This is a genomic window from Spongiibacter thalassae, from assembly GCF_012272835.1.
GTDB lineage: Bacteria > Pseudomonadota > Gammaproteobacteria > Pseudomonadales > Spongiibacteraceae > Spongiibacter > Spongiibacter thalassae.
The window spans coordinates 848,788-868,772 of record NZ_JAAWWK010000001.1 but is presented as its reverse complement, the minus strand read 5'-3'; the positions used below and the strand labels follow the sequence as shown (position 1 = coordinate 868,772).

Sequence of the window (19,985 nt, the reverse complement as noted above, 5' to 3'; positions counted from 1 at the left end):
CCCGATACATTGAAAGCCTAGAATCGCTTGACCAAACGCAGGCCGAGATAGCGCTGCGCTTCACGCCCGCTGCTCACCGCCACACGGCCGGCAATGTTCACCAATTGCTTTTTGTCGGCGGAGAAATAATCGTCAAGCAGGTTTTTACCGAACAACGACAGTTCGAAGGTTTCGTCGGTGTTGGTAATGCCGATTACCCCATCGAGCAGGCCGTAGGCCTCCTGCACGGTGAGCGGATCGCCATCCAACTGAAACTGGATTTCGTCGCGCCAGCTCCAGCCCATCATCCCGAACAGGGAGTAGGACTTCCAAAGGGTGTCGCCGTCGTAACGCAAGGAGAGGCTGTAGGCCAGATCCGGGGTGCCCACCGAGGGATAGCCATCGACATCCTGCATTTCTGCCACGCCGTCTTCATCCTGGTCGATATTGCAGCCCTGCTCGCTGGTCTGCTCGAAATAGCATTTCTCCAGCAGCCCGCCGCGACGGGTATCCAGCGCTGTGAGCGAGGCATTCACCGACAAATAGCGATTGATCTGAAACGCGGTAGACAGTTCTATGCCCTGGCTTTCCAGCTCACCGGCGTTTCGCGCCCTCGCGGTGAGGCCACCGGGTGGAATAACCGCGATCTGGATATTCTTGCTGTCCTGATGAAACAGCGCCGCGTTAACGCTCAAACGGTTGTTCAGCCAACTGGATTTTATTCCGACTTCCATCGAGACAGAGGCAGTGGGGTCAAGGAAGGGGCTCGCGGGGTCAACCGCCGCACTCATATCGGCGCCCACGCCGACAAAGCCCCGCGACAGGGTCGAATACAGATTGACGCTTTCCGTGGGGAACCAGGACATTCCCAATCGCCCCGCCCAGGTCACCGAGGATTTGTCGTCCTCAACCAGAATCGTTTGGTCCACCGCATTCACCAGAAACTCGCCGCTGTCTCCGTTTACCCTGAAGAAAGGCTCTCTTGCCGGGGTCAGAATCTGCCGGGAGTTGTTGTACAGATCGAGGTTCGAGCGGTGATAACGATAGCCACCGAAAACCTCAAATTCCTCGCCAAGCCTTAAAGTGAGATCGCCAAAAGCCGCCGCTTCCGTGCGTTCCACCACGGCGTCAGAAATAATCGCGATTGCGATATATTCTCCGGTCGACGGCACGCCCACGCCCACACCAAGGTCAGGAAGCCCCGCCGCCGAACCGGCGATAAAACTGTCCTTCGCCAGCAGGGAAATATCGTTGGGCGAACGCTGATAAAAGTCCCGGTAATACAGTCCGGCTACCCACTGTGATTTTTCCGACGAGTGGTGGAAGCGCAGCTCGTGGGTGGTGTACTCGCTATCGATCACCGCCGACGGCCCCTCGGCATGGGGGGTATACCCCAGATTGGACATGCGCAGGCTGACCACAGGCAAGGCCATAGGGTCTGCCGCTCGCGCCGGCGACGAGTCCACTTCAATCAGCGTTTGATTGTTCATTTCCCGGTAACTGAGGATGTATGCCAGACTGTTTTGCTCGTTAAGCTGGTAATCAAACTCGGCAGAAATGCCCTTGATTTCAAAGGTTGCGATCGGGTCAGCGTTTTGGTTAATCAGAAACGGATCGGCGAACACATGTTCCCCGCCGACGGCGGCGGCACGCTCGGGAACGTCATTCACCGTGGTAATCAATGCGGTATAGCTGACGAAATCCCGGTAGTCGGCGGTGAGTATAAGACTCAGGTCGTCGGAAAAATCGAAGTTGAATTTACCCACCAGACCCACCGACTCCTCTCCCCCGGCATTCTCGGCACCGGCGTAGAGGTTTTTCACATGGCCGTCGCGGTCTTTGTAATAGGCGGAAATCCGTGCGCCAATGCTGTCACTGAGCGGACCGCTCACCATCGCCCGGTAGAGCTGCTCATCGTCGTCACTGATCTGCAAATCGAGCGATGCCTCAAACTCTTTACTCGCTGATTTGCGCACCACATTGATCAAACCCCCCACAGAGTTACCACCAAACAACGTTCCCTGCGGCCCTTTCAGCACCTCGACCCGTTCGACATCGGCCATTTCCAGGGCGTATTCGGTATCCATGGCCAGTGCTACGCCGTCTACGACCACGGCCACGGCCGACTGTATACCGAGTCCCGACACCAGGCTGCTAAAGCCCCGCATTCCCAAGCGCACCTGATTCGGCCCGCCCCCGGCACGAAAAGACAGTGACGGCTCCTGAATTTGCAAGTCGGTAATGCGATCGAGCTTCATTCGCTCCAGTAATTCGCCGTTGTATACGTTGATCGAAATCGGGACATCCTGCAGTGACTGGGTGCGTTTTTGAGCCGTCACCAGCACTTCTTCCAGCTTTATTTCGGTTGAGGTCGCTTCCTGCGCGATACCCCATTGGCTCCCGACAGCTAACGCGGCAACCAATGCGAACCGGGGGAAATCAGCGACATTTTTTATTGTTATCTTTCTGCTCACAGCACAACTCCATTAGGCATCGACGGCAACTGACCCCAGCCAGCTGCCTGTTCAGTAGTCTGTGCGGAGCATTGCACTCCGCACGGCAGAGCGACATCGCTACAGCGGAGGCAAAGCCACCTTGGCACCGTTCATTGCCATACCCACCACGATCTTCCGGGTATCGCCAACCCGCTGGATATAGCCTTCCCCCTGCTGCATCGGTGAATTCACAATACCCCGGTCGATGCCACAGCGTTCAGCTGCACGCCACTCCCACTGCTGATCCTTAAAGGTAAAGCGCGCAATCCCGGGATAACCGTCTTCGTCGGCCTGCCCCTGAACGGAAAAGTCAGTGCTCATCAACAGCGGGCCATCCTGATTGGCAATCATGGCAAATTTCCAGTTGCCCTCGGCAATACAGATCTGGCCCACTTCCATGGTGCCGTCATCGTATTCATTGCCAAAGAACACCCAGGACAGGGCCTTGGCCGCAAAGGTATGAAAGTAACTGGAGCCGGGTGCAGAGTACGTGGTGTTGATATCGTAGAAGCCCTCGACCTTCTCGCCGAGGATGGTTCCGGAAGCACGCTGCATATGGTAAATGTGCAGATCACTCCCGCTGGGGTTAGGGGTCAGCCACTGTAGTGCACAGTTGCCGACATACTTGCCCTCCAGCGACAGCAGGTCACCCCCCTCGTTCCAGGTGCTGCCTTCTTTGGTCACCGTCGCGCTGAACAGCTTGTCGGTACGCGCCGGGGGAATCGCCCAACTCTGAATGGAAAAGCTATTGTCGGCCTTGTTAAAAAAGGTCATGCCGCTGAAGGCATCGCGAAACTCCAGCACTTCCTCCATTCTGGCTCGACCGCCGCGATTGGAAAACACGGTGATCTCGGTAGCGCCCAGCACACCCACCCGGCGGGTCATCACGGTATACGCTTCGCCTTTTTCGTTGCGGAAGGTACCGTAAAAGCCGTGGTGTACAAACACACAGCCGCCACCATAATTGTTTTCCGGATGGAATGCCTCGGGTGAGATTTCACAAGCCGACACCAGTGGCACAGCGCCAAAATCAGCGCGGGGATACACGGGAATACTCATACTTTTTCTCCTTATTTTTGCACGATGATGTGTGGATATCCGTTTGGGACGGGTAGTAACCACGGGTGGCAGCGTCGGCAATACCAAGGCGAATGGCCTTGGTATTGCTACACATCTTTCGGCGATCAATTTTGTTTGTTATGTCAAACGCCGTAAGCGAAGCGGGAATCAGCCCACTCCGACCGTCTTTAATTCGGGGTGACGACAACCCTCGCCTGAGCCAGATTCGCTGCCCGCGCACGGGTTGCGGAGCAGTCCCCCTTTCGGTGCGAATGCACCAGGGCGGTAACAAACCAGGTGCCAGGTTGTTCAAAGCGATGACGTACTGTCAGGCTCACCGCGGACTGGCTGCCGTCGATATCCTTGTGGCTAAAGGGGTAGCTCCCGGAACCATCAAAGTCCCACTGCACGCTGACAATCTTGCCGGCACCCTCGGCCAGCGCGGCTTTAACCGTCAGCTCCACTTCCTCGCCACAGCGGATTTCGATTCGATCCCCTCCGCCAGCGGTAACCTTCACTACCGGCTGAATGCCGCCCCGCTCCTCGGCGGTGTCCGGCAAAATAATGCGGCCGTCCAGGTGTTCGTATTTCGTGGCCAATGGATAGTGATCGTTCTCCACCCAATCCACCAGATCCGCCAGAGACTGCTCATAAATGCCGGTGAAATCGACCAGTCGCGTGGTACTGGCGCGGCGGGGTTCGGGGGGCACAATGGACGGCGGCCCGTGCTCGGCGTTTTCCGTCCAGCGAATACAGAACTTCTTCCGCGCTGCCTCGGCACCTTGAACACGCTCGACACCCTGTGCGTATAACAGGCCATTCGCCGGCCACAGAGAAGAGTCATGGGTGTGATGAATCCACAGTAATTTGCCCTCGTACTGGGCGGAATAGCAGTTGCCCATGAGGGGTGACATGGTTGGCACAAAATTCTGAGGATAGATCGGTTGGCCATCCACCCGCAGGCTGTCGAACTGCACATCCTCAAGCAGGTGGTGACGGGCGTAGTAGCAAAAGGCGAGAAAGGCGCGGTTATCTACCTGTACCCGGTCACCGACCTGCACACCAGTCAAACGCTTGGTGTTCGCTTCACCGCGTCCATCCAGGGTAAAGACATTGCCAGCAACACCGGAGGCATACATACTCCGCCCCGCTGCATCACCGCTGACAATGCGCACGCCGGTGCCAAGGCGATAGCCGCCATCAATCCCTTCCAGCTCCAGAGCGTAGGGCATGTCGTAGACGGGACCGGCACTGCCAATCATCGCTGCAAAAATGCGCATAGTCTGAAACTCCGCACCGGAGTATTCGGCTTTCTCGTTCAGGTCTCGAGCGGTAATGATGCGCTTTACCATGGCCTCGGTATTAATCAAATCACCGTTGACCAGTTCAGGCTTGTCAAACCCGATATAGCCGGGCTTTGACCAAAAATCGCTGAAGTACTCGGGATCTTCCTCCAGCAGTTGGTCGGCCAGAGAGGTCCACAACCAGATCTGCCCCATAGGCTCGAGAATCATGCTCTCATTGCCACGGGGGAAGCCGATTCGATAAAGCAAGGCGAGTTCTTCCGCCTCGTTTACCGACAGTCCGGCAAAGGGATTGCCGCTGCCGCCGGGCGACATGGCATCCGCCACCGCCATCAACTTTTCCCGGCCCAGCAGGCGCTGCACATTGAACATCTGCCCGAAGCCGATTGGCCCGCCGCTTTTTACCCGCTTGTTATTGCCATGTTCGGCGATTTCACCACCGCTGGTTGAGGGCATACAGCCATCGTACACATCGGGAGCGTTCTCCAGACACATCGGCGATCTGCGGCCACCACCACTTCCGCCGTAGATGTAGGCATAACGGGGCGCCGCACCGTAGACCTGCTCGGCAATAAACTTGGAAAAACGTGCCGACTCTGTGCTGGCCCGCCACCCGTATAGCGAGGGATCATCACCCGCACGGGGGTCGAGGGCATCGCCGATATGGCCTTGGTTGGACTCCACCATATAGCCGCCCAAACTTTCACTCAGCGCAATACGCTGGAACATTTCACCCAGTATGCCGCCGCCGAAAGACACCTCGTTGCCGCCATGACCGCCCTCCAGGGGTTGAAACATACGCCCGCGATAAGATTCGGCGCTGGGAAAGTAAAAGGCAAAACGGGTATCCGTATTTTCGAAGCCGCCGTGTACAAAGCGGTGTGGCGAGGGGCGTTCGCGGATCTCATCCTGATCTATGTAGGGCTTGCCAAAATAGTCATCGACAACAACGTAGCCCTCTGCGCTGATATCGGGGTTGCCATAAATTCTGTCGGTCACCGAAGTCATTGACCTCTCCTTGTTGGAATGGGTTTATTGTTATTGTTGCTGGGCGTCGTCACCGGAAACCCACGCTGTCTTCATAAGCACACTTAGTCCTATTAAGACCTATATGTCACACTATGACATATTCTGCGCGCAGACAAGCACCCCTCAACGGATATTTATTAAATTTAATTAATGTCTTGCGTCAGGGTCTGTTAACACAGATTGAAACATCGTCGTCGGGGCTTGCGGGCGGTATGTCCGATATGTGGCTTGGTGAAAAGCAGCACCAAAACAAGGAGAATTGCCGAAGGTTTTCACTCCAGCACCAGATACGGCGGCAGTAGACTCAGCAAAGCCCTGAGAGCCGTGGTGGGGGGAGCGACAACAGAGCTAAACCGCTACCGGAAAGCCCTGCGCCGCTGAGGAATCAACGCCCGGAGAAGTTCGGCGTGCGCTTTTCCTTAAACGCGACGGCGGCTTCTTTTGCGTCGTCAGATTGTTTAAGAAAGGCGAACAGATCCAGCTCCAGGTCAAAACCCTTGTGCAAATCCATATCTGCCGCGGCTTTAATGGCGCGTTTGGCATAGCGGGTAGCCAGCGGCGGCCGCTTTGCAATGCGCTCTGCCAGCGCAGTTGCTTCTTCCAACAATGATTCAGGGGCGCTCGCGACCCGAGTCACCAGACCGATTGACAGGGCCTCGTCCGCCTTCAGGCGATCGCCGGTCAACACCAGGTCCAGTGCCTTTGCTTCGCCAATCAGCCGTGGCAGGCGCTGTGTGCCGCCGCCGCCGGGAATCAGCCCCAGGGCAGTTTCCGGCAGACTCATCACCACATCCGGCGAGGCGAAGCGAATATCGCAGGCCAATGCCAGCTCCATCCCTCCACCCATACAGTAGCCGTGTATCGCTGCAATCACGGTGGTTTCAATGGTATCGAGCGACTCAATCCAGCGGTTGCGACCCATGCGCTGGCGCAGTTCCACCGCGCTTTCCGGCGGCCGCTGCTCCTTGATATCGGCCCCGGCACAAAAACCACGCTCACCTTCACCACGAATAATAATCGCCTGCACGTCGGGATCGGTATCAAAGTCGCGCAAGGCCTGGGGCACACCAAAGCGAATGTCGTCGTTAATGGCGTTGATCTGCGTCGGGCGGGTCAGCACGATGATGCCAATATTGCCCTGGCGCTCAGTGCGCACCGACGGGTTGATCGTCTGAGCTTCCACCGCCATATTAAGCCTCCTCAAACTCGATCAGCTGGCCACGCAGTTCTGCGGGGTCTACTCGCAGCAACGGTTTGCCACCCACCGACTCGGAGGACTCAATCCAGCTGAAGGTCACATTGCGTGCACGCAGATCCTCGGCCTTGGCTTCGAGGTTATTCACGGAAATGCGAATGTAGTAAAGGCCCGGGCCCCAGTTGTTCAGATACAGCCCTGCTTCACCGTCCCAGCGAGTGGGCTGGATAATATCGAGACTGGCACTGGATACCGCGCGGAAAGGCATACGGGCGCGGCGGTAGCCTTCGTCATTAAACTGCTCGATAGACTCTGGCTCCCAGTCCAAGTTAGTAGACAGGCGCCACAGTACATCGTCCAGGTCACGCACCAGGAAGCCACGGGCAGTGACCCGCACCATATCGGCGGGTTTGGGATCTCTGGGCAGCGTCGGGGTGTCGGCAAAAACCTCTGCAGGCATTTGCAGTGGCTCGGTACCCATCACTTCTATACACAGGCCGCCATCCACCTCCGGTGAGTAGCTGGGGTTTTCCGGTGTCGTACCCAGCCACAGGCGATCAAAGGGCATTTCCGGGGTGCGCTGGGCCATGCGGAAGGGCAATTTGCGGCGCATCAATTTGTCGATAAAGGCGCTGAACTTGTCCTGGGGCAGTGTAATAACCACTGCGTGGGTCATCATCGGGCGATGACGTCCCTGGTAGTCTTTGAGGCTTTCAAGAAAGTCATGGAACATCGGGTCGCCGGGGTTCGGCGCGTCAAGGTGCCACTGGGGCTCGATCCGCGTCGGCGACACTGCCAGCGACTTATGCACCCGTAGGAAATGGGCGATATAGGGATGGTTGTCAAAGGCCTGGCGCCAGTTGTCGTGCTTGTGGATGCCCAGTTTTTCATTTAGCAGTTCCGCCATGCCGTCCGGGTCTTCCAGCATCATGTCGGCGCTCATCAATAGGTCAAACATTGGTAACTCCCTATTCGGTTATTGGGTCTCGGCGCGGGCCTTGACCATGTCGGAAAAGTCTTTTTTCAGTGTGGGGTAATAGGCAATCTGGCCCTGCATTCCCCCGGCAATATCAATCGAGGCGGCGCTGATAAAACCGGCGTAGTCGCTGGCCAGAAACAGAGCCATGCCGGCGACGTCTTCGGGTTTGCCAAAGCGCCCTACGGGCACGACCTTCAACACCATTTCGTCGAATTCCTCGCGACTCACCCCCGGCCCGACTTCGGCAAAATGGCGATCCCACTGACCGGTATCAATCCAGCCCATGTTTAAGCTATTGACCAGAATATTGTCCTTGGCGAGGTTCATTCCGAGGCTTTTCGACAGCGCCACACAGGAGGCACGGTTGATGACCGAGGGAATCCCCTCCGGGGTGGGAATCGTTCCCGCCAGCGCATTGATTTCGATAATGCGGCCCCAGCGCTGACGGCGCATATGGGGCACAACGGCTTTGGTAAAGCGAAAATGCCCCATTTGCAGGATATTGGCGTGCTCGAGAATATCCTCGGGGGTCAGAGTATCGAGGTTGCCACCCTTGCCCTGCCCGGCGTTATTCACCAGCACATCCACGCCGCCCCAGGTGGTGGTGATCTCCGCCACAAATCCATCTACGGCGGTGGTGTCGGTCACGTCAACAGCCCGCGCGATGACCTCGGCGCCGAGGTCGCCAAGCACTTCGCCCGCCCGGGCAATCGCTTCGCAATTGCGTGCGCAAATGGCAACCCGCGCTCCCTCCCGGGCAAAGGCCGAAGCAATTGCCAGACCGATACCCCGTGAGGCACCGGTGACGATCACCCGTTTGTCACTCAGATCAATGTGCATGTTTTTGCCTTGCTGTTATTGTTATGGGTGGCGGCGTTTACAGCCGCTCAATAATGGTTGCTGTACCCATACCGCCGGCACAGCATATGGCCTGCAAGCCATAACGTGCACCGCGCCGTTCAAGTTCGTTCAGCATGGATGTCATAATACGCGCGCCGCTGGCCCCCAGTGGGTGGCCCAGTGCAATCGCACCACCGTTGACATTAAGTCGTTCCAAACCAATATCCATTTCCTGTGACCAAACCAGCGGCACTGAGGCAAAGGCTTCGTTGACCTCGAACAGGTCGATGTCTGACGCCGACAGCCCCGCCTTCGCCAGCGCCTTGCGGGTCGCCGCAATTGGCCCGGTTAACATCAGCGTGGGGTCAGAGCCCACGGTAACGCAGGTAACTATCCGTGCCCGAGGGCGCAGCCCATAGCGCTGGCAGGCCTCGGCTGAGGCCAGTAACAGCAGCGCGGCACCATCGGAAATCTGCGATGAGTTACCCGCCGTCAAACGTCCGTCTTCGCGAAAGCTCGGCTTTAATGTCGCCAGTTTTTCCATATTGCTGCCGGGGCGAATGGTTTCGTCAGCGAGCAATTCTGCTTTGTCTGATTCGGCATCGCAGTCTTTCAGTTCGGCTACGCTTACCGGAAGAATTTCATTGTTAAAGTAACCGGCACTTGCGGCCTGCGCGGCCCGCTGGTGACTGCGCACGGCAAACTCGTCGAGCTGGCCCCGCTCAAGAGACCACTTGTCTGCCAACCGTTCAGCCGCTTCACCTTGTCCGGTTAGCTCAAAGCGCTGCTCGATCTGCCAGCCAAAGGCCTCTCCGTAGATCTCGCGGTTGCCGCCCATGCGCACGCGGCTCATATTTTCCGCGCCGCCGGCGACAATCAGGTCGGCGTCACCGCCCCCGATCAAGCCCTTGGCCAAATGCACGGCGGCCTCACCGGAGCCACACTTGCGGTCGATGGTCAGCCCCGGCACCGACTCCGGCCAACCGGCGCTGAGCAGCGCTGTGCGGGCGATGTTGGCCGACTGTTCACCCACCTGGGTCACACAGCCAAAAATAACATCGTCTACCGATTCTGCGGCAATCGTCGGGTTGCGCTGCAACAGGCCCTTGAGCACGTGACCACCGAGATGATCGGCGCGAATTCCCGCCAAGGTGCCGGTATAGCGCCCCACTGGTGTACGCAGGGCATCGACTATAAAGGTCTCACTCACAGCAGACTGCCCTTCATGCCTGAGCCGGGAACACGTTTGCCCTCGGCGTCGTATTCGTAAACACCATGACCGGTTTTACGGCCATAGCGACCGGCCGCGACCATTTTGATAATTAACGGACAGGGGCGGAATTTTTCGCCGAGTGTCGAATGCAGGTATTTCAATACCGCCAAGCGGGTATCCCAGCCGGTCAGGTCGCCCAGTTCCAGCGGCCCCATCGGGTGGTTAAAACCCATGCGCAGGGCGGTGTCGATGTCCTCTGCACTGGCCGTGCCTTCCTGCAGCATCCACATCGCTTCGTTGCCGAGCATCGCCGACATACGGCTGGTGGTCAGGCCCGGGGATTCGTTCACCAGAATGGAGGTTTTTTTGATGCTGTCACACCAGGAGCGAGTAATAGCGACGGTTTCTTCATCTGTGGCCAAACCCAACACCAGCTCCACCAGCTTCATCTTGTGTACCGGATTGAAGAAGTGCATACCAATAGCGCGATTGGGCTTGTCGAGTACGCTGGCAATCTCGGTCACGCTGAGCGCGGAAGTATTGGTGGCGATAATGGCATCTTCATTGAGCACCGCCTCCGCCTCTTTTAATACCGCCTGCTTGACCGCCAGGTTTTCCGACACGGTTTCGATCAGCAGAGCTGCATCCTTTGGCGCGGCACTGACAGCACTGCCTGTGGTCAGCCTGGCCTTTGCTGCTGCTGCGTCTTCGGCGCTCATTTTGCCGAGCTTTACACCACCGTCGAGAATGCCGCCAATGGTCGCCACCGCCTTGTCCAGCGCCGCCTCATTGGTATCTACCAATAGGCACGGAAAACCATTACTGGCAAAGGCGTGGGCAATACCCGTGCCCATTAATCCCGACCCTACTACTACCACAGAACTGCGTTTACTAATCATTGTTTTCACCCACTGAATCTTTGCTTGTGTCGGTCAGGCTTTTTTCTCTGACACGCGATTGGCCAATGTGCCTATACCTTCAATCGTTGCTTCAACCAGCTCACCGGGGTTAAGGAATTTACCGGTGCCCTGCCCTACACCATCCGGCGAGCCGGTGAACAAAATGTCGCCGGCGGTAAAACTTGAGCGCGCCTGAACGAACTTGATCAGTTCGCCGACATCCCAGGTCATATCGCCGGTCGTGCCGTCCTGACGCAGATCGCCATCCACAGACAGTTTGAGTTGCACCACTGGACTCCCCGCCGGGAACTCATCCCGGGTGACAATCCACGGGCCAACACCGGTGGTTTTGTCCTGGCTCTTTGCAGCGAACAGATCCATACCGATACCCTTGGGGCCGCTATGCTGCAAGTCCCGGGCGCTGACATCGTTGCCCACGGTGTAACCCAACACACTGTCGAGGGGCTTTTCGATATCGATATCGGTGTCGCCGATCACCACCACCAGTTCAACTTCGTGATCCAGCTTGCTGGTCAGCGGCGGGTAACGCAGTTCGTCATTGGCTCCGATAAGGGCACCGTAGGCCTTCAGAAAGGCCACCGGCTGCGGCGGCGAAGACAGGCCGAAATCGGCGGCGAGGTGTTTGGCATAGTTTGCGCCAGCGACCACCACCCGATTCACCGGTTCTACGGGTGGTAACAGCCGTGCCGCAGAGAGCGGCACCGTTTCACCGGACAATGGCAGCAAGCTGTCATCGCAAGGGCCCGCGCTCATAGACCGGGTCAATGCGGGGCCCCATTCGCTGAACGCCCCGACAATCACATGGAGGGTGTCTGACTGGTCGTCGACCTTCGCCCAAAACACCTTGTTTTCTATTTCACAACGGGCCAGCTTCATCGTTAAACACTCCCGGCGGGCTTACCAATTTTAGCCGGGTCGAGGTGCAGCAGTTCGCAGGCATTCTTCCAGCGAATACGATCCAGATCCTCATCGGATAACCGCAGACCCTCGGTCAGGTCATGGCGCACCGCATCACTGCCACCAAAGTTCGAACCGTAGAGCACACGGTCTGCACCGATGATGTCGACCATCGCCTGACGCATGGGCAGTTCGTGCAGCTCAACATCAAAGTAGAAGTTTCTCAGATAGTCCAGGAAGGGCTTTTTGTTGTGGTAGGTATCCAGATTCGGGTTGGTCTGGGCGAATCGACCCAACTGGTATGGCACGAAACCACCACCGTGGGTGATATACACCTTCAATTTAGGGAAGCGATCCAGCACGCCGCCATTGATGAGATACCAGAAACACTTGCTCTCGTCGTAGTTCATACCAACAATCGCAGTGGTTTCGTAGCGATCTTTATTGGCGTCGGCACCCCAGGTCACGGATTGGTTATAGCCGTGTACAAATATTGGCAGGTCGAGGTCGCAAAGCGTCGCCCAGACGCAGTCCAGTTCCGGGGAGTCAAACTCCAGACCGCCAAAGTTGGAACCGCCAGCCACCAGGCCCTTGGCACCCAGTTCGGTGCACGCGCGACGAATTTCCTTGGCCGCTTCCTGGGGAACATTCAATGGCGCGTGAGCCCAGAACATCAGTCGATCCGGTGCGCCGGAACAGTAGTCTGCCAGCACGTCGTTAACCTTGCGCGCAAAGGGAACACTGAATTCAGGCTCGGCCCAGTACATGTAGCAATGGCTCGGCACCGACACCACCTGGGCGTTTTGGCCGGCCGCGTCCATTCCCGCCAAACGGGTTTTGGGATCGCGCCATTTTTCCATGTATTCCTGCACTTCCAGGGTTTTCCCCTCTGCATGGGCCTTGCGCAGTGCGGCTTTGCGCTCGGGCGCACCGAGGGTCAAAATCCATTCACCAACGCGCAATTTAATGTCGCCATCGTTTTGCAACTCAAATGCCGGACCCCAATGAGGGTGCTGGTTGTAATAGTCTGGATGGGGAGCATGGGCGTGAAGATCTATAAGCATTTGAAGAATTCCTCCGGGCGACAGTCACATAACCGTGCTATGGCCGCGCTATCTATCATTGTTATTTAAGACAGGTTGCCACCCGTCATTTCGATACTGCACAACAGAATATAAACACTAATAGCTTTTATGTCTAATATTTTGTTGTTTTTACCGCTTCGCAATACTTACCTTCAGCCCAGAGCCTTACCGGCCCTAGTATTCCCTCACCGGAACATTTTCCGGCCGCGAGTTATAACCCGGCAGGTGCAGGCCACCATCTACATGCAATGTTTCGCCCGTTACGTAACAGGAGAGATCACTGGCAAGGAACAACGCCGCAGGCCCGATATCGTGTTCCGGGTCGCCACAGCGACCCATTGGCCGCATCGCCGCCGCACGCTCGGCAAAACCCGGGTTTTCCTTGGCAAATTTATGGAAGGTCGCGCCCATTGCTGTGGGGGCAATGGCGTTAACGGTGATATTGAACCGGCCCCACTCTGCTGCGGCGCTGCGCGTCAGCCCGACCACCCCAGCTTTGGCGGTGTTGTAGTCCGCATGCAACCAGGCACCGACTTCGACATCGATGGAGCAGAAGTTAATGACCTTGCCGCCGCCGCGTTGTTTCATATGGGGCAACGCCGCTCGCATCGCCCACCAGGAGGCTTTTACCGTAGAGGTGAGTGTGCGCTCCAGCATCTCGTCGGTTTTGTCCTCCAGCAACACGTTAGCCGAGGGCACAAAGGCATTGTTCACCAGAATATCCAGACCGCCGAAGTGCTCAACAGCTGCCTCAACCGCCGCCTCCACCGATGCCTTGTCGGTGACATCCGTGGCGACAAACAAGCCCTTGCCACCGAGTTCGTTGACCTGCTCGGCGGTCGCCCGCCCGGTGGCCTCATCAATTTCCGCTACAATGACGCAGGCGCCTTCGCGGGCAAAACGACGGGCGATGCCCTGACCGATACCACCACCGGCCCCGGTAATCAGAGCCACTTTGTTTTCCAACATCGCCATATTGTTATCTCTCTTGATATATAATTTATAATTAGACACTTTGGATAATAATGTAACTTTTAGCGTTTGCCTACCGGAGTTCGAATGCCCAGTTTTCTACGACGCATTGAAATTGTAGTTCACCGCGACAACACCGCGACCCTCGTCAAGTCAGCGCTCGAGGATGACTACCATCACTTTCGCGTCGCACTGAATCTGCAGCAGAACCAGATACACCAGGTACTGAGCACTGGCCTGCGAACCCCCTATACCCTCTGCGCCCGCGCCGGAGACGAGCTGCAAACAATGCGGGGCCTGAGCGTGGCCCAGGTGATGGATACCCTGCCGCAACATGTCGACGCGCGCCTGCAATGCACCCATCAATTGGACATGGCAGTGCTCGCCATCGCGGCTGTCGCACGCGACGAACAAAAATGCAGCTTCAGGGTTGAAGTGCCCCGGCATATCGACAACTGCACCAGCGCAACACTGTGGCGCAATGGTGAAGAACTGCTGCACTGGCAGGTCGACAACAGTGTCATCACCGCCCCCGACCCATTCAGCGGCGTGTCGCTGCTCAAGGGTATGGCTTCCTGGGCCAGGCAGACCCTGGACAGTCAAACTGCCGAGGCCGCGCTGGTACTTCGCCGGGCAGCGATGATCTCACGGGGACGACTGCGCAACCTCGATGTTGAAACCCATGCCAAGCCACTGGGTAACTGCTTTGTACAACAGCCCGAGCGGGCCAGCTCTGCGCAGAGAAACGTGGGTTCTACAATGGACTTCAGCGAACGGCCTGAGGTGCTCTGCGCTACCGATATGGCTTGGCTGAATTCAGCACAATTCGATATCTGAAAACGGTTGAACGCGGGGCAAATCAGGCTCAGCACACTTACCGGCACGCCTGAGTATAAAAAAGGCGGTGCAGGCTGAGCCTCACCGCCTGGCGTCGCCCGCCGTGGCGGGCAACAGTGCTTTAGAGGAATATCGCCAGGTTGGGCGTACCCAGTAACACCTGGTCGAGAATGACATCGCGCTTGGCCAGCTTCCACACACCATCTTCCAAACGAACAATATCGCGACGCTCGCAGGGAATCAGATCGAAGTGGTCGTCATCAGTGCTTTAGAGGAATATCGCCAGGTTGGGCGTACCCAGTAACACCTGGTCGAGAATGACATCGCGCTTGGCCAGCTTCCACACACCATCTTCCAAACGAACAATATCGCGACGCTCGCAGGGAATCAGATCGAAGTGGTCGTCATCAAAGCGGTTACGGGTAATCAGCAAGTAGCTGACTGCCGCGTACTCCCCCTCGGTGCCGGTTGCAAACACCGCCAGATTGCTGACAAAACGGCGGGTGCGCGAGGCTGGGTCTTCCGCCCATGCACTGTTGCCGCTCAGCCGCATCGCTCGGCCCATCAGCGAGCGATAGTCCTCGTACATATGACGCATGGAATACAGCACCGAGGACTGGGAGTCCTTCACCAAACGGGTTTGGCGAATCGGCACATTGTATTGAATGTCTGTGGCGAGGGTTTCAGCCCACTCCATAAACTTCAGATTGTCCAGCAGCCGGGCTTCCTTGTGATAAAAGCCCAGCACTTTGTTGTAGATTTCGCTGCCAATGGCAAGTTCGTCGCCGCACTGCTCGAAAAAATCTACGGATGCGTTTTCACTAGTCATGATTTCACCTGTTTTCAATTCTTTTTAAAATTAGCGCAATCTCAATCTTCGGCAGTCATCAGGTCGTACCAGTACTTCCACCAGTGCCACTGAGTGTCATCCTTGGTAAAGCCTTCGTTGACGATACCCGGTCCCGGCCAACCCTCGGGCTTGCCGGTTTCGTACATCGCTTGGTATTTCATGGTAGAAAAGCGCCCCTGGGGACCTTTGGCGGTCAGGGTCATATGGGGCCAGGTGTCGGAATCGTCCTGCTCAACCATGCCCGAGGTGCCAAACAGCTGAATCGTCTGCATGACCATTTTTTCGCGAAGCTCTGGTGGCGTGTCTTTTTCGACGAAAATCCAGTTGGTGAATTCCAGCTTGTCCGGGCCTTTGGGCACGTAAGCGTGCAGGGTCATCGAGCCCACTACCGAGCCGTCGGCCTGGGGAATGTAGACATAACCGAACAGCACATTGGGGAACATACCGCCCACCTGCGGCGGCATCCACGCCATCACTTCCAGCTGCTCCGGCGACAGGTTGCGCTTGAGCTGCTCAAAGGCCTCGCCGGTCATTCCCGGTGGCGGCAATACACGCAGCTTCTCTTCTGTCGACAACTCTTCCGGGTCTTTGCCGGTCAGACGGCGGATCTTGCGGTTCAGGTCGATACAACGCAGGGCGTGACCGTGGGGCGAACTGACCTCGGCACCGAACATCTCAGGCGTCAGGTCGCCGCTTTCGCCATCGTCTTTTTTGTAGTTACCCACCTCGCCCAACCAACGGTGCAAGGTCAGGGTGTGGAAGCCATCGGCGGCAGATTGCTCACCCGCGGCCTTCCAGTTAGCCCGCACCACAAAGCGCTGCGGCGGCCCGGCCACTTCCATACCCTTGTCTGAACGGCAAAACAGCATGTCGTAATACCATTTGGCATCGCCCAGGAAGTCTTCAAAGGAGGGACCATCGATATTCCAGGTGGCAAAAATCAAACCACCGTAGAGCGTTACCCGCGCCTGTTTAAGGGCCAGCTCTTCCTTGGTGCTGATGGTGCCGTGCATACACTGGTCAGCAACCGGCGAACCGAGGAAATCGCCGTTTCCACGGAAGGCCCAGCCGTGATAAATGCATTTGTGGATTGACGCAGTACCGGCGTCCTGGGTGGTAATTTTCATCCCCCGGTGAGGGCAGACGTTGAGTGACACAAACACCTCGCCCTTGTGGCGGGCCACAATCACCGAGTCGTCACCCATAAAACGCTGCACAAAATCACCGTCGTTGGGAATCTCCGACTCGTGGCCCAGCAACAGCCAGGTTTTGCCGAAAATTTTCTCCTGCTCCCACTCGTAAATCTCCCGATCAGACAGTGTGCGCAGTTGCACTTCACGGCGATCCAGATCAATGAGGTCTGCAATCGTCGATCCGTCAGCCAATCTTCTATTATTGTTGCCGCTCATTGTTACTCTCCTTTTGAAACCATCAGTCGCTATTCAACATAACGAACGTTATTCTTTATTCATTCAGCCTTGATAATTTGGCTGGCCAATATGCCAATTTGCTCAATTTCCAGCTCAACCACATCGTTGGGCTTGAGGTAGCGAAGGTGCTCAAGACCACAGCCGTTACCGACGGTACCCGAACCCAGTACTTCTCCAGTGTAGAGGGTTTCGTCGCGGGAAATGTGCTCAATCAGATCTTCAAACTGCCAGCGCATATCCGCAGTGCTGCCCCGCCCCCATTCCTCGCCATTGACCCGGGCGACCATGGTCAGGTTATAGGGATCTTCTATTTCGTCAGCGGTGACCAGGCAAGGCCCCATCACGTTACCGGTGTCGAAATCCTTGCCCTTTGCGGGGCCCAGCTTGCCGGGCATTTCCCGCCCCTGGGCGTCCCGGGCACTCATATCGTTGAAGATAGTAAAGCCGGCGATATGGGCGCGGGCCTGATCCCGGCTAATATTCTTGCCACCCTTGCCAATGTAACAGGCCAACTCCAGTTCAAAGTCCATCAACCGGCTGTAGGAGGGCCAGATCACCGGCTCATCGGGGCCGATCACCGCAAAGCGGTTGGCCTTGTAATAGATTGGCTGGCGATTAAAGGTTTCCAGCACGCGATCGTCTTCACTGGTGTCCATGTCGCGCAGCGCGGCCTCCGGATCTGCCGCGCGGGATGCCTTGGCGCGACGGGCCGATTCGTAGCACTGTTGAAGGTGCAGTTCAAAACAGGAGCAATCGCGAATTTGCGGCGGCGGCTGAATCGGCGCCAACAATTTCACGTTGCTGCGCTGCAATACCGCAGCTGACGGCGCCTTGGCCACCAGGGCTTTCGCCTGATTCAGGGCGTCGTCGCCGGCTTCGAGCAAGGCAAGCACACTGGTAAAGGCCATATGCTCTTTCTGCGACACGGCCAGCGATGCGCCTTGCAGATCGACTACTGCCTGGTCATTGTCGATGAAGGCACCGGCACGGGGGCGACCATCGCTGTCGATAAAGGTTACTAAACGCACATAATACTCCTGAGTACAGGTCGGTATTTTCAGCGGTGTGCAATAACGACGGCAAAGGCCGTGAAATCGCGGGTTTTCATTGTTTTAACGCCTTGCTGAAAACGCCAGAAATCAGTTTTTATGAATTTATCTTGGAAAATACTAAACATATTTGTATATTCTGTCTACATACTTGATCCACGGATCATTTGACTATAAGTAAAAAAATCATCGTTAACCGCTGTACAAAGGCAAATCCTATGAGCAGAAAGCTCCCCGCACTCAACGACGACAACTGTCAATTTTGGCAAGGTGGCGAACATCAGCAGCTGCTGATCCACTTCTGCAACGACTGTAGCCAATACTTTCACCCCCCCGCCGCCATCTGCCAGCGTTGCAACGGCAGCCAGGTCGAAGCCAGGGCTGTCTCGGGAAGGGGTCATATTGTCAGCTATACCGTGAACTACCAGCCCTGGGCAAAAGACCTGGAGGTGCCCTACGTCATCGCCATTGTCGAGCTTGAAGAACAATCCGGGTTGCGGTTGGTCAGCAATATTGTGGGGACAGACCCCGACTCAGTCGCCATCGACCAGGCCGTTAAGGTCGGTTTTGTTCAGGTCGAGGACGTGTGGATTCCCCAGTTTGAGGTGGTGGTATGAAAACAACCCATTACGGCGAGAAGAATGTCGCTATTACCGGTGTAGGCCAATCCGAAGTCGGTCGGCCATCAACGAAAACTGCTATGCAGCTGACCTCCGACGCCTGCTTCAAGGCGCTGGCCGATGCCGGCTTGACCAAGGACGATATTGACGGTGTCGCCTGCTGGCCCGGAGACAACAATAACGGCGACGCCTTTTCTCCCATCGGCCCCAACGCGCTGATTTCTACCCTCGGTTTGAAGGTCAACTGGTTTGGCGCGGGCTACGAGGCCCCCGGCCCACTGGCCGGGGTTATTAATGGCGCCATGGCGATTGCCACCGGCCTGTGCGATCACGTGCTGGTGTTTCGCACAATCACCGAATCCAGCCGTCGTCAAACCGATAAAACCGCCTCGGCCTTGAACAATAAAACCGTGGGCCGCGATAGCAGCTTCTTCTGGCAGTGGTATACCCCCTTCAATGTTCGCTCAGCAATTAACCTTGCCGCAATGTACGCCCAGCGCCACTTCCATGAATATGGCACCACCGAAGAGCAATTGGCGCAAATCGCCCTCACCTGCCGCAGCAATGCCGAGCTGAACCCCAATGCCGTGTTCCGCACGCCATTGACGATGGACCAGTATCTGTCCTCACGAATGATTTCCTCGCCACTGCGCCTGTTTGACTGCGATGTCCACTGCGACAACTCAATTGCCATTATTTTGTCCCGCAAGGATATCGCCAAAGATCTGCGCAACCCGCCTATTCGCATAGACGCCATCGGCTCGGCGCTGAAACAGGCCTGGAGCTGGGATCAAATCGACCTGACGGGCATGGCGGCAATCGACGCGGCTGACATGATGTGGCAGCGCACCGACCTGCAACCCAAAGACATCGACAATGCCCAGCTTTACGATGGCTTTTCAATTTTTGCGCTGATTTGGATGGAGGCTCTGGGGCTGTGTCCACGGGGCGAAAGCGGTGCCTTTGTCGATGGCGGCACGCGGATATCCCGCAGCGGTGAAATGCCGATCAATACCAACGGTGGGCAACTCTCCGGGGGCAGAACTCACGGCCTGGGCTATGTGGTTGAAGCCTGCGAACAGCTCTGGGGACGCAGCGGCCCGCGGCAGCTTGCCAACCAGAATGTCGCCGTGACGGCGGCAGGGGGCGGCCCCCTCGCCAGCAGTCTGCTGCTGGTTAAAGACTGAGCCTGAATGCCTCGGTTTACACCACACAATAACAAGGAACAAACC

17 protein-coding genes are annotated in these 19,985 nt (G+C 56.8%); 3 read left to right on the top strand and 14 right to left on the bottom strand.

Annotated elements, in window-relative coordinates:
• Positions 1-17 precede the first annotated feature (17 nt).
• The 11 genes from HCU74_RS03575 to HCU74_RS03525 form a co-directional block, all read right to left on the bottom strand.
• Entirely contained in the window at positions 18-2,453 is a 2,436-nt protein-coding gene (locus HCU74_RS03575) for a TonB-dependent receptor domain-containing protein (RefSeq protein ID WP_168449014.1), read from the bottom strand.
• A 99-nt stretch (positions 2,454-2,552) separates the two neighbouring features.
• A complete protein-coding gene (locus HCU74_RS03570; RefSeq protein WP_168449013.1) occupies positions 2,553-3,533 on the bottom strand; it encodes a hypothetical protein in 981 nt (326 codons plus the stop codon).
• 188 nt (positions 3,534-3,721) lie between these two features.
• Positions 3,722-5,845, bottom strand: a complete 2,124-nt coding sequence (locus HCU74_RS03565) for a tannase/feruloyl esterase family alpha/beta hydrolase (protein ID WP_168449012.1) — start codon at positions 5,843-5,845, stop codon at positions 3,722-3,724.
• Positions 5,846-6,251: 406 nt separating this feature from the next.
• A complete protein-coding gene (locus tag HCU74_RS03560; RefSeq protein WP_168449011.1) occupies positions 6,252-7,055 on the bottom strand; it encodes an enoyl-CoA hydratase/isomerase family protein in 804 nt (267 codons plus the stop codon).
• A 1-nt stretch (position 7,056) separates the two neighbouring features.
• A complete protein-coding gene (locus HCU74_RS03555; protein ID WP_168449010.1) occupies positions 7,057-8,019 on the bottom strand; it encodes a VOC family protein in 963 nt (320 codons plus the stop codon).
• Positions 8,020-8,037: 18 nt separating this feature from the next.
• Complete coding sequence (locus tag HCU74_RS03550) at positions 8,038-8,880, bottom strand: SDR family oxidoreductase (protein WP_168449009.1); 843 nt, start codon at positions 8,878-8,880, stop codon at positions 8,038-8,040.
• A 37-nt stretch (positions 8,881-8,917) separates the two neighbouring features.
• The gene (locus HCU74_RS03545; protein WP_168449008.1) at positions 8,918-10,090 is read right to left on the bottom strand and encodes an acetyl-CoA C-acyltransferase; all 1,173 of its coding nucleotides are present in this window, start codon (positions 10,088-10,090) and stop codon (positions 8,918-8,920) included.
• Positions 10,087-10,992, bottom strand: coding sequence for a 3-hydroxyacyl-CoA dehydrogenase (locus HCU74_RS03540; protein WP_168449007.1), 906 nt, complete (start codon positions 10,990-10,992; stop codon positions 10,087-10,089). The genes HCU74_RS03545 and HCU74_RS03540 overlap by 4 nt, the downstream gene beginning before the upstream one ends.
• Before the next feature lie 33 nt (positions 10,993-11,025).
• Complete coding sequence (locus HCU74_RS03535; protein WP_168449006.1) at positions 11,026-11,889, bottom strand: fumarylacetoacetate hydrolase family protein; 864 nt, start codon at positions 11,887-11,889, stop codon at positions 11,026-11,028.
• Between the two features lie 2 nt (positions 11,890-11,891).
• Complete coding sequence (locus HCU74_RS03530; RefSeq protein ID WP_168449005.1) at positions 11,892-12,974, bottom strand: amidohydrolase family protein; 1,083 nt, start codon at positions 12,972-12,974, stop codon at positions 11,892-11,894.
• A 195-nt stretch (positions 12,975-13,169) separates the two neighbouring features.
• Positions 13,170-13,970 (bottom strand): SDR family NAD(P)-dependent oxidoreductase, encoded by an 801-nt coding sequence (locus tag HCU74_RS03525; RefSeq protein WP_168449004.1) that lies wholly within the window; start codon positions 13,968-13,970, stop codon positions 13,170-13,172.
• 84 nt (positions 13,971-14,054) lie between these two features.
• On the opposite strand from HCU74_RS03525, the gene HCU74_RS03520 reads away from it, so the two are divergent.
• Positions 14,055-14,804 (top strand): DUF2889 domain-containing protein, encoded by a 750-nt coding sequence (locus HCU74_RS03520; RefSeq protein ID WP_168449003.1) that lies wholly within the window; start codon positions 14,055-14,057, stop codon positions 14,802-14,804.
• 268 nt (positions 14,805-15,072) lie between these two features.
• Here the strand turns inward: HCU74_RS03520 and HCU74_RS03515 are convergent, their stop codons facing one another.
• The 3 genes from HCU74_RS03515 to HCU74_RS20275 are packed head-to-tail and all read right to left on the bottom strand — an operon-like array spanning position 15,073 to position 18,112.
• Positions 15,073-15,633, bottom strand: a complete 561-nt coding sequence (locus tag HCU74_RS03515; RefSeq protein ID WP_168449002.1) for an aromatic-ring-hydroxylating dioxygenase subunit beta — start codon at positions 15,631-15,633, stop codon at positions 15,073-15,075.
• A gap of 41 nt (positions 15,634-15,674) precedes the next feature.
• Positions 15,675-17,063, bottom strand: coding sequence for an aromatic ring-hydroxylating dioxygenase subunit alpha (locus tag HCU74_RS03510; protein ID WP_168449001.1), 1,389 nt, complete (start codon positions 17,061-17,063; stop codon positions 15,675-15,677).
• 59 nt (positions 17,064-17,122) lie between these two features.
• Positions 17,123-18,112, bottom strand: a complete 990-nt coding sequence (locus HCU74_RS20275) for a fumarylacetoacetate hydrolase family protein (protein WP_168449000.1) — start codon at positions 18,110-18,112, stop codon at positions 17,123-17,125.
• 239 nt (positions 18,113-18,351) lie between these two features.
• Between HCU74_RS20275 and HCU74_RS03500 the strand changes: the two genes are divergently transcribed.
• The gene (locus HCU74_RS03500; protein ID WP_168448999.1) at positions 18,352-18,750 is read left to right on the top strand and encodes a Zn-ribbon domain-containing OB-fold protein; all 399 of its coding nucleotides are present in this window, start codon (positions 18,352-18,354) and stop codon (positions 18,748-18,750) included.
• On the top strand, positions 18,747-19,940 hold the full coding sequence (locus HCU74_RS03495) for a thiolase family protein (protein ID WP_168448998.1): 1,194 nt from the start codon (positions 18,747-18,749) through the stop codon (positions 19,938-19,940). Before HCU74_RS03500 ends, HCU74_RS03495 begins: the two co-directional genes overlap by 4 nt.
• Positions 19,941-19,985: the final 45 nt, after the last annotated feature.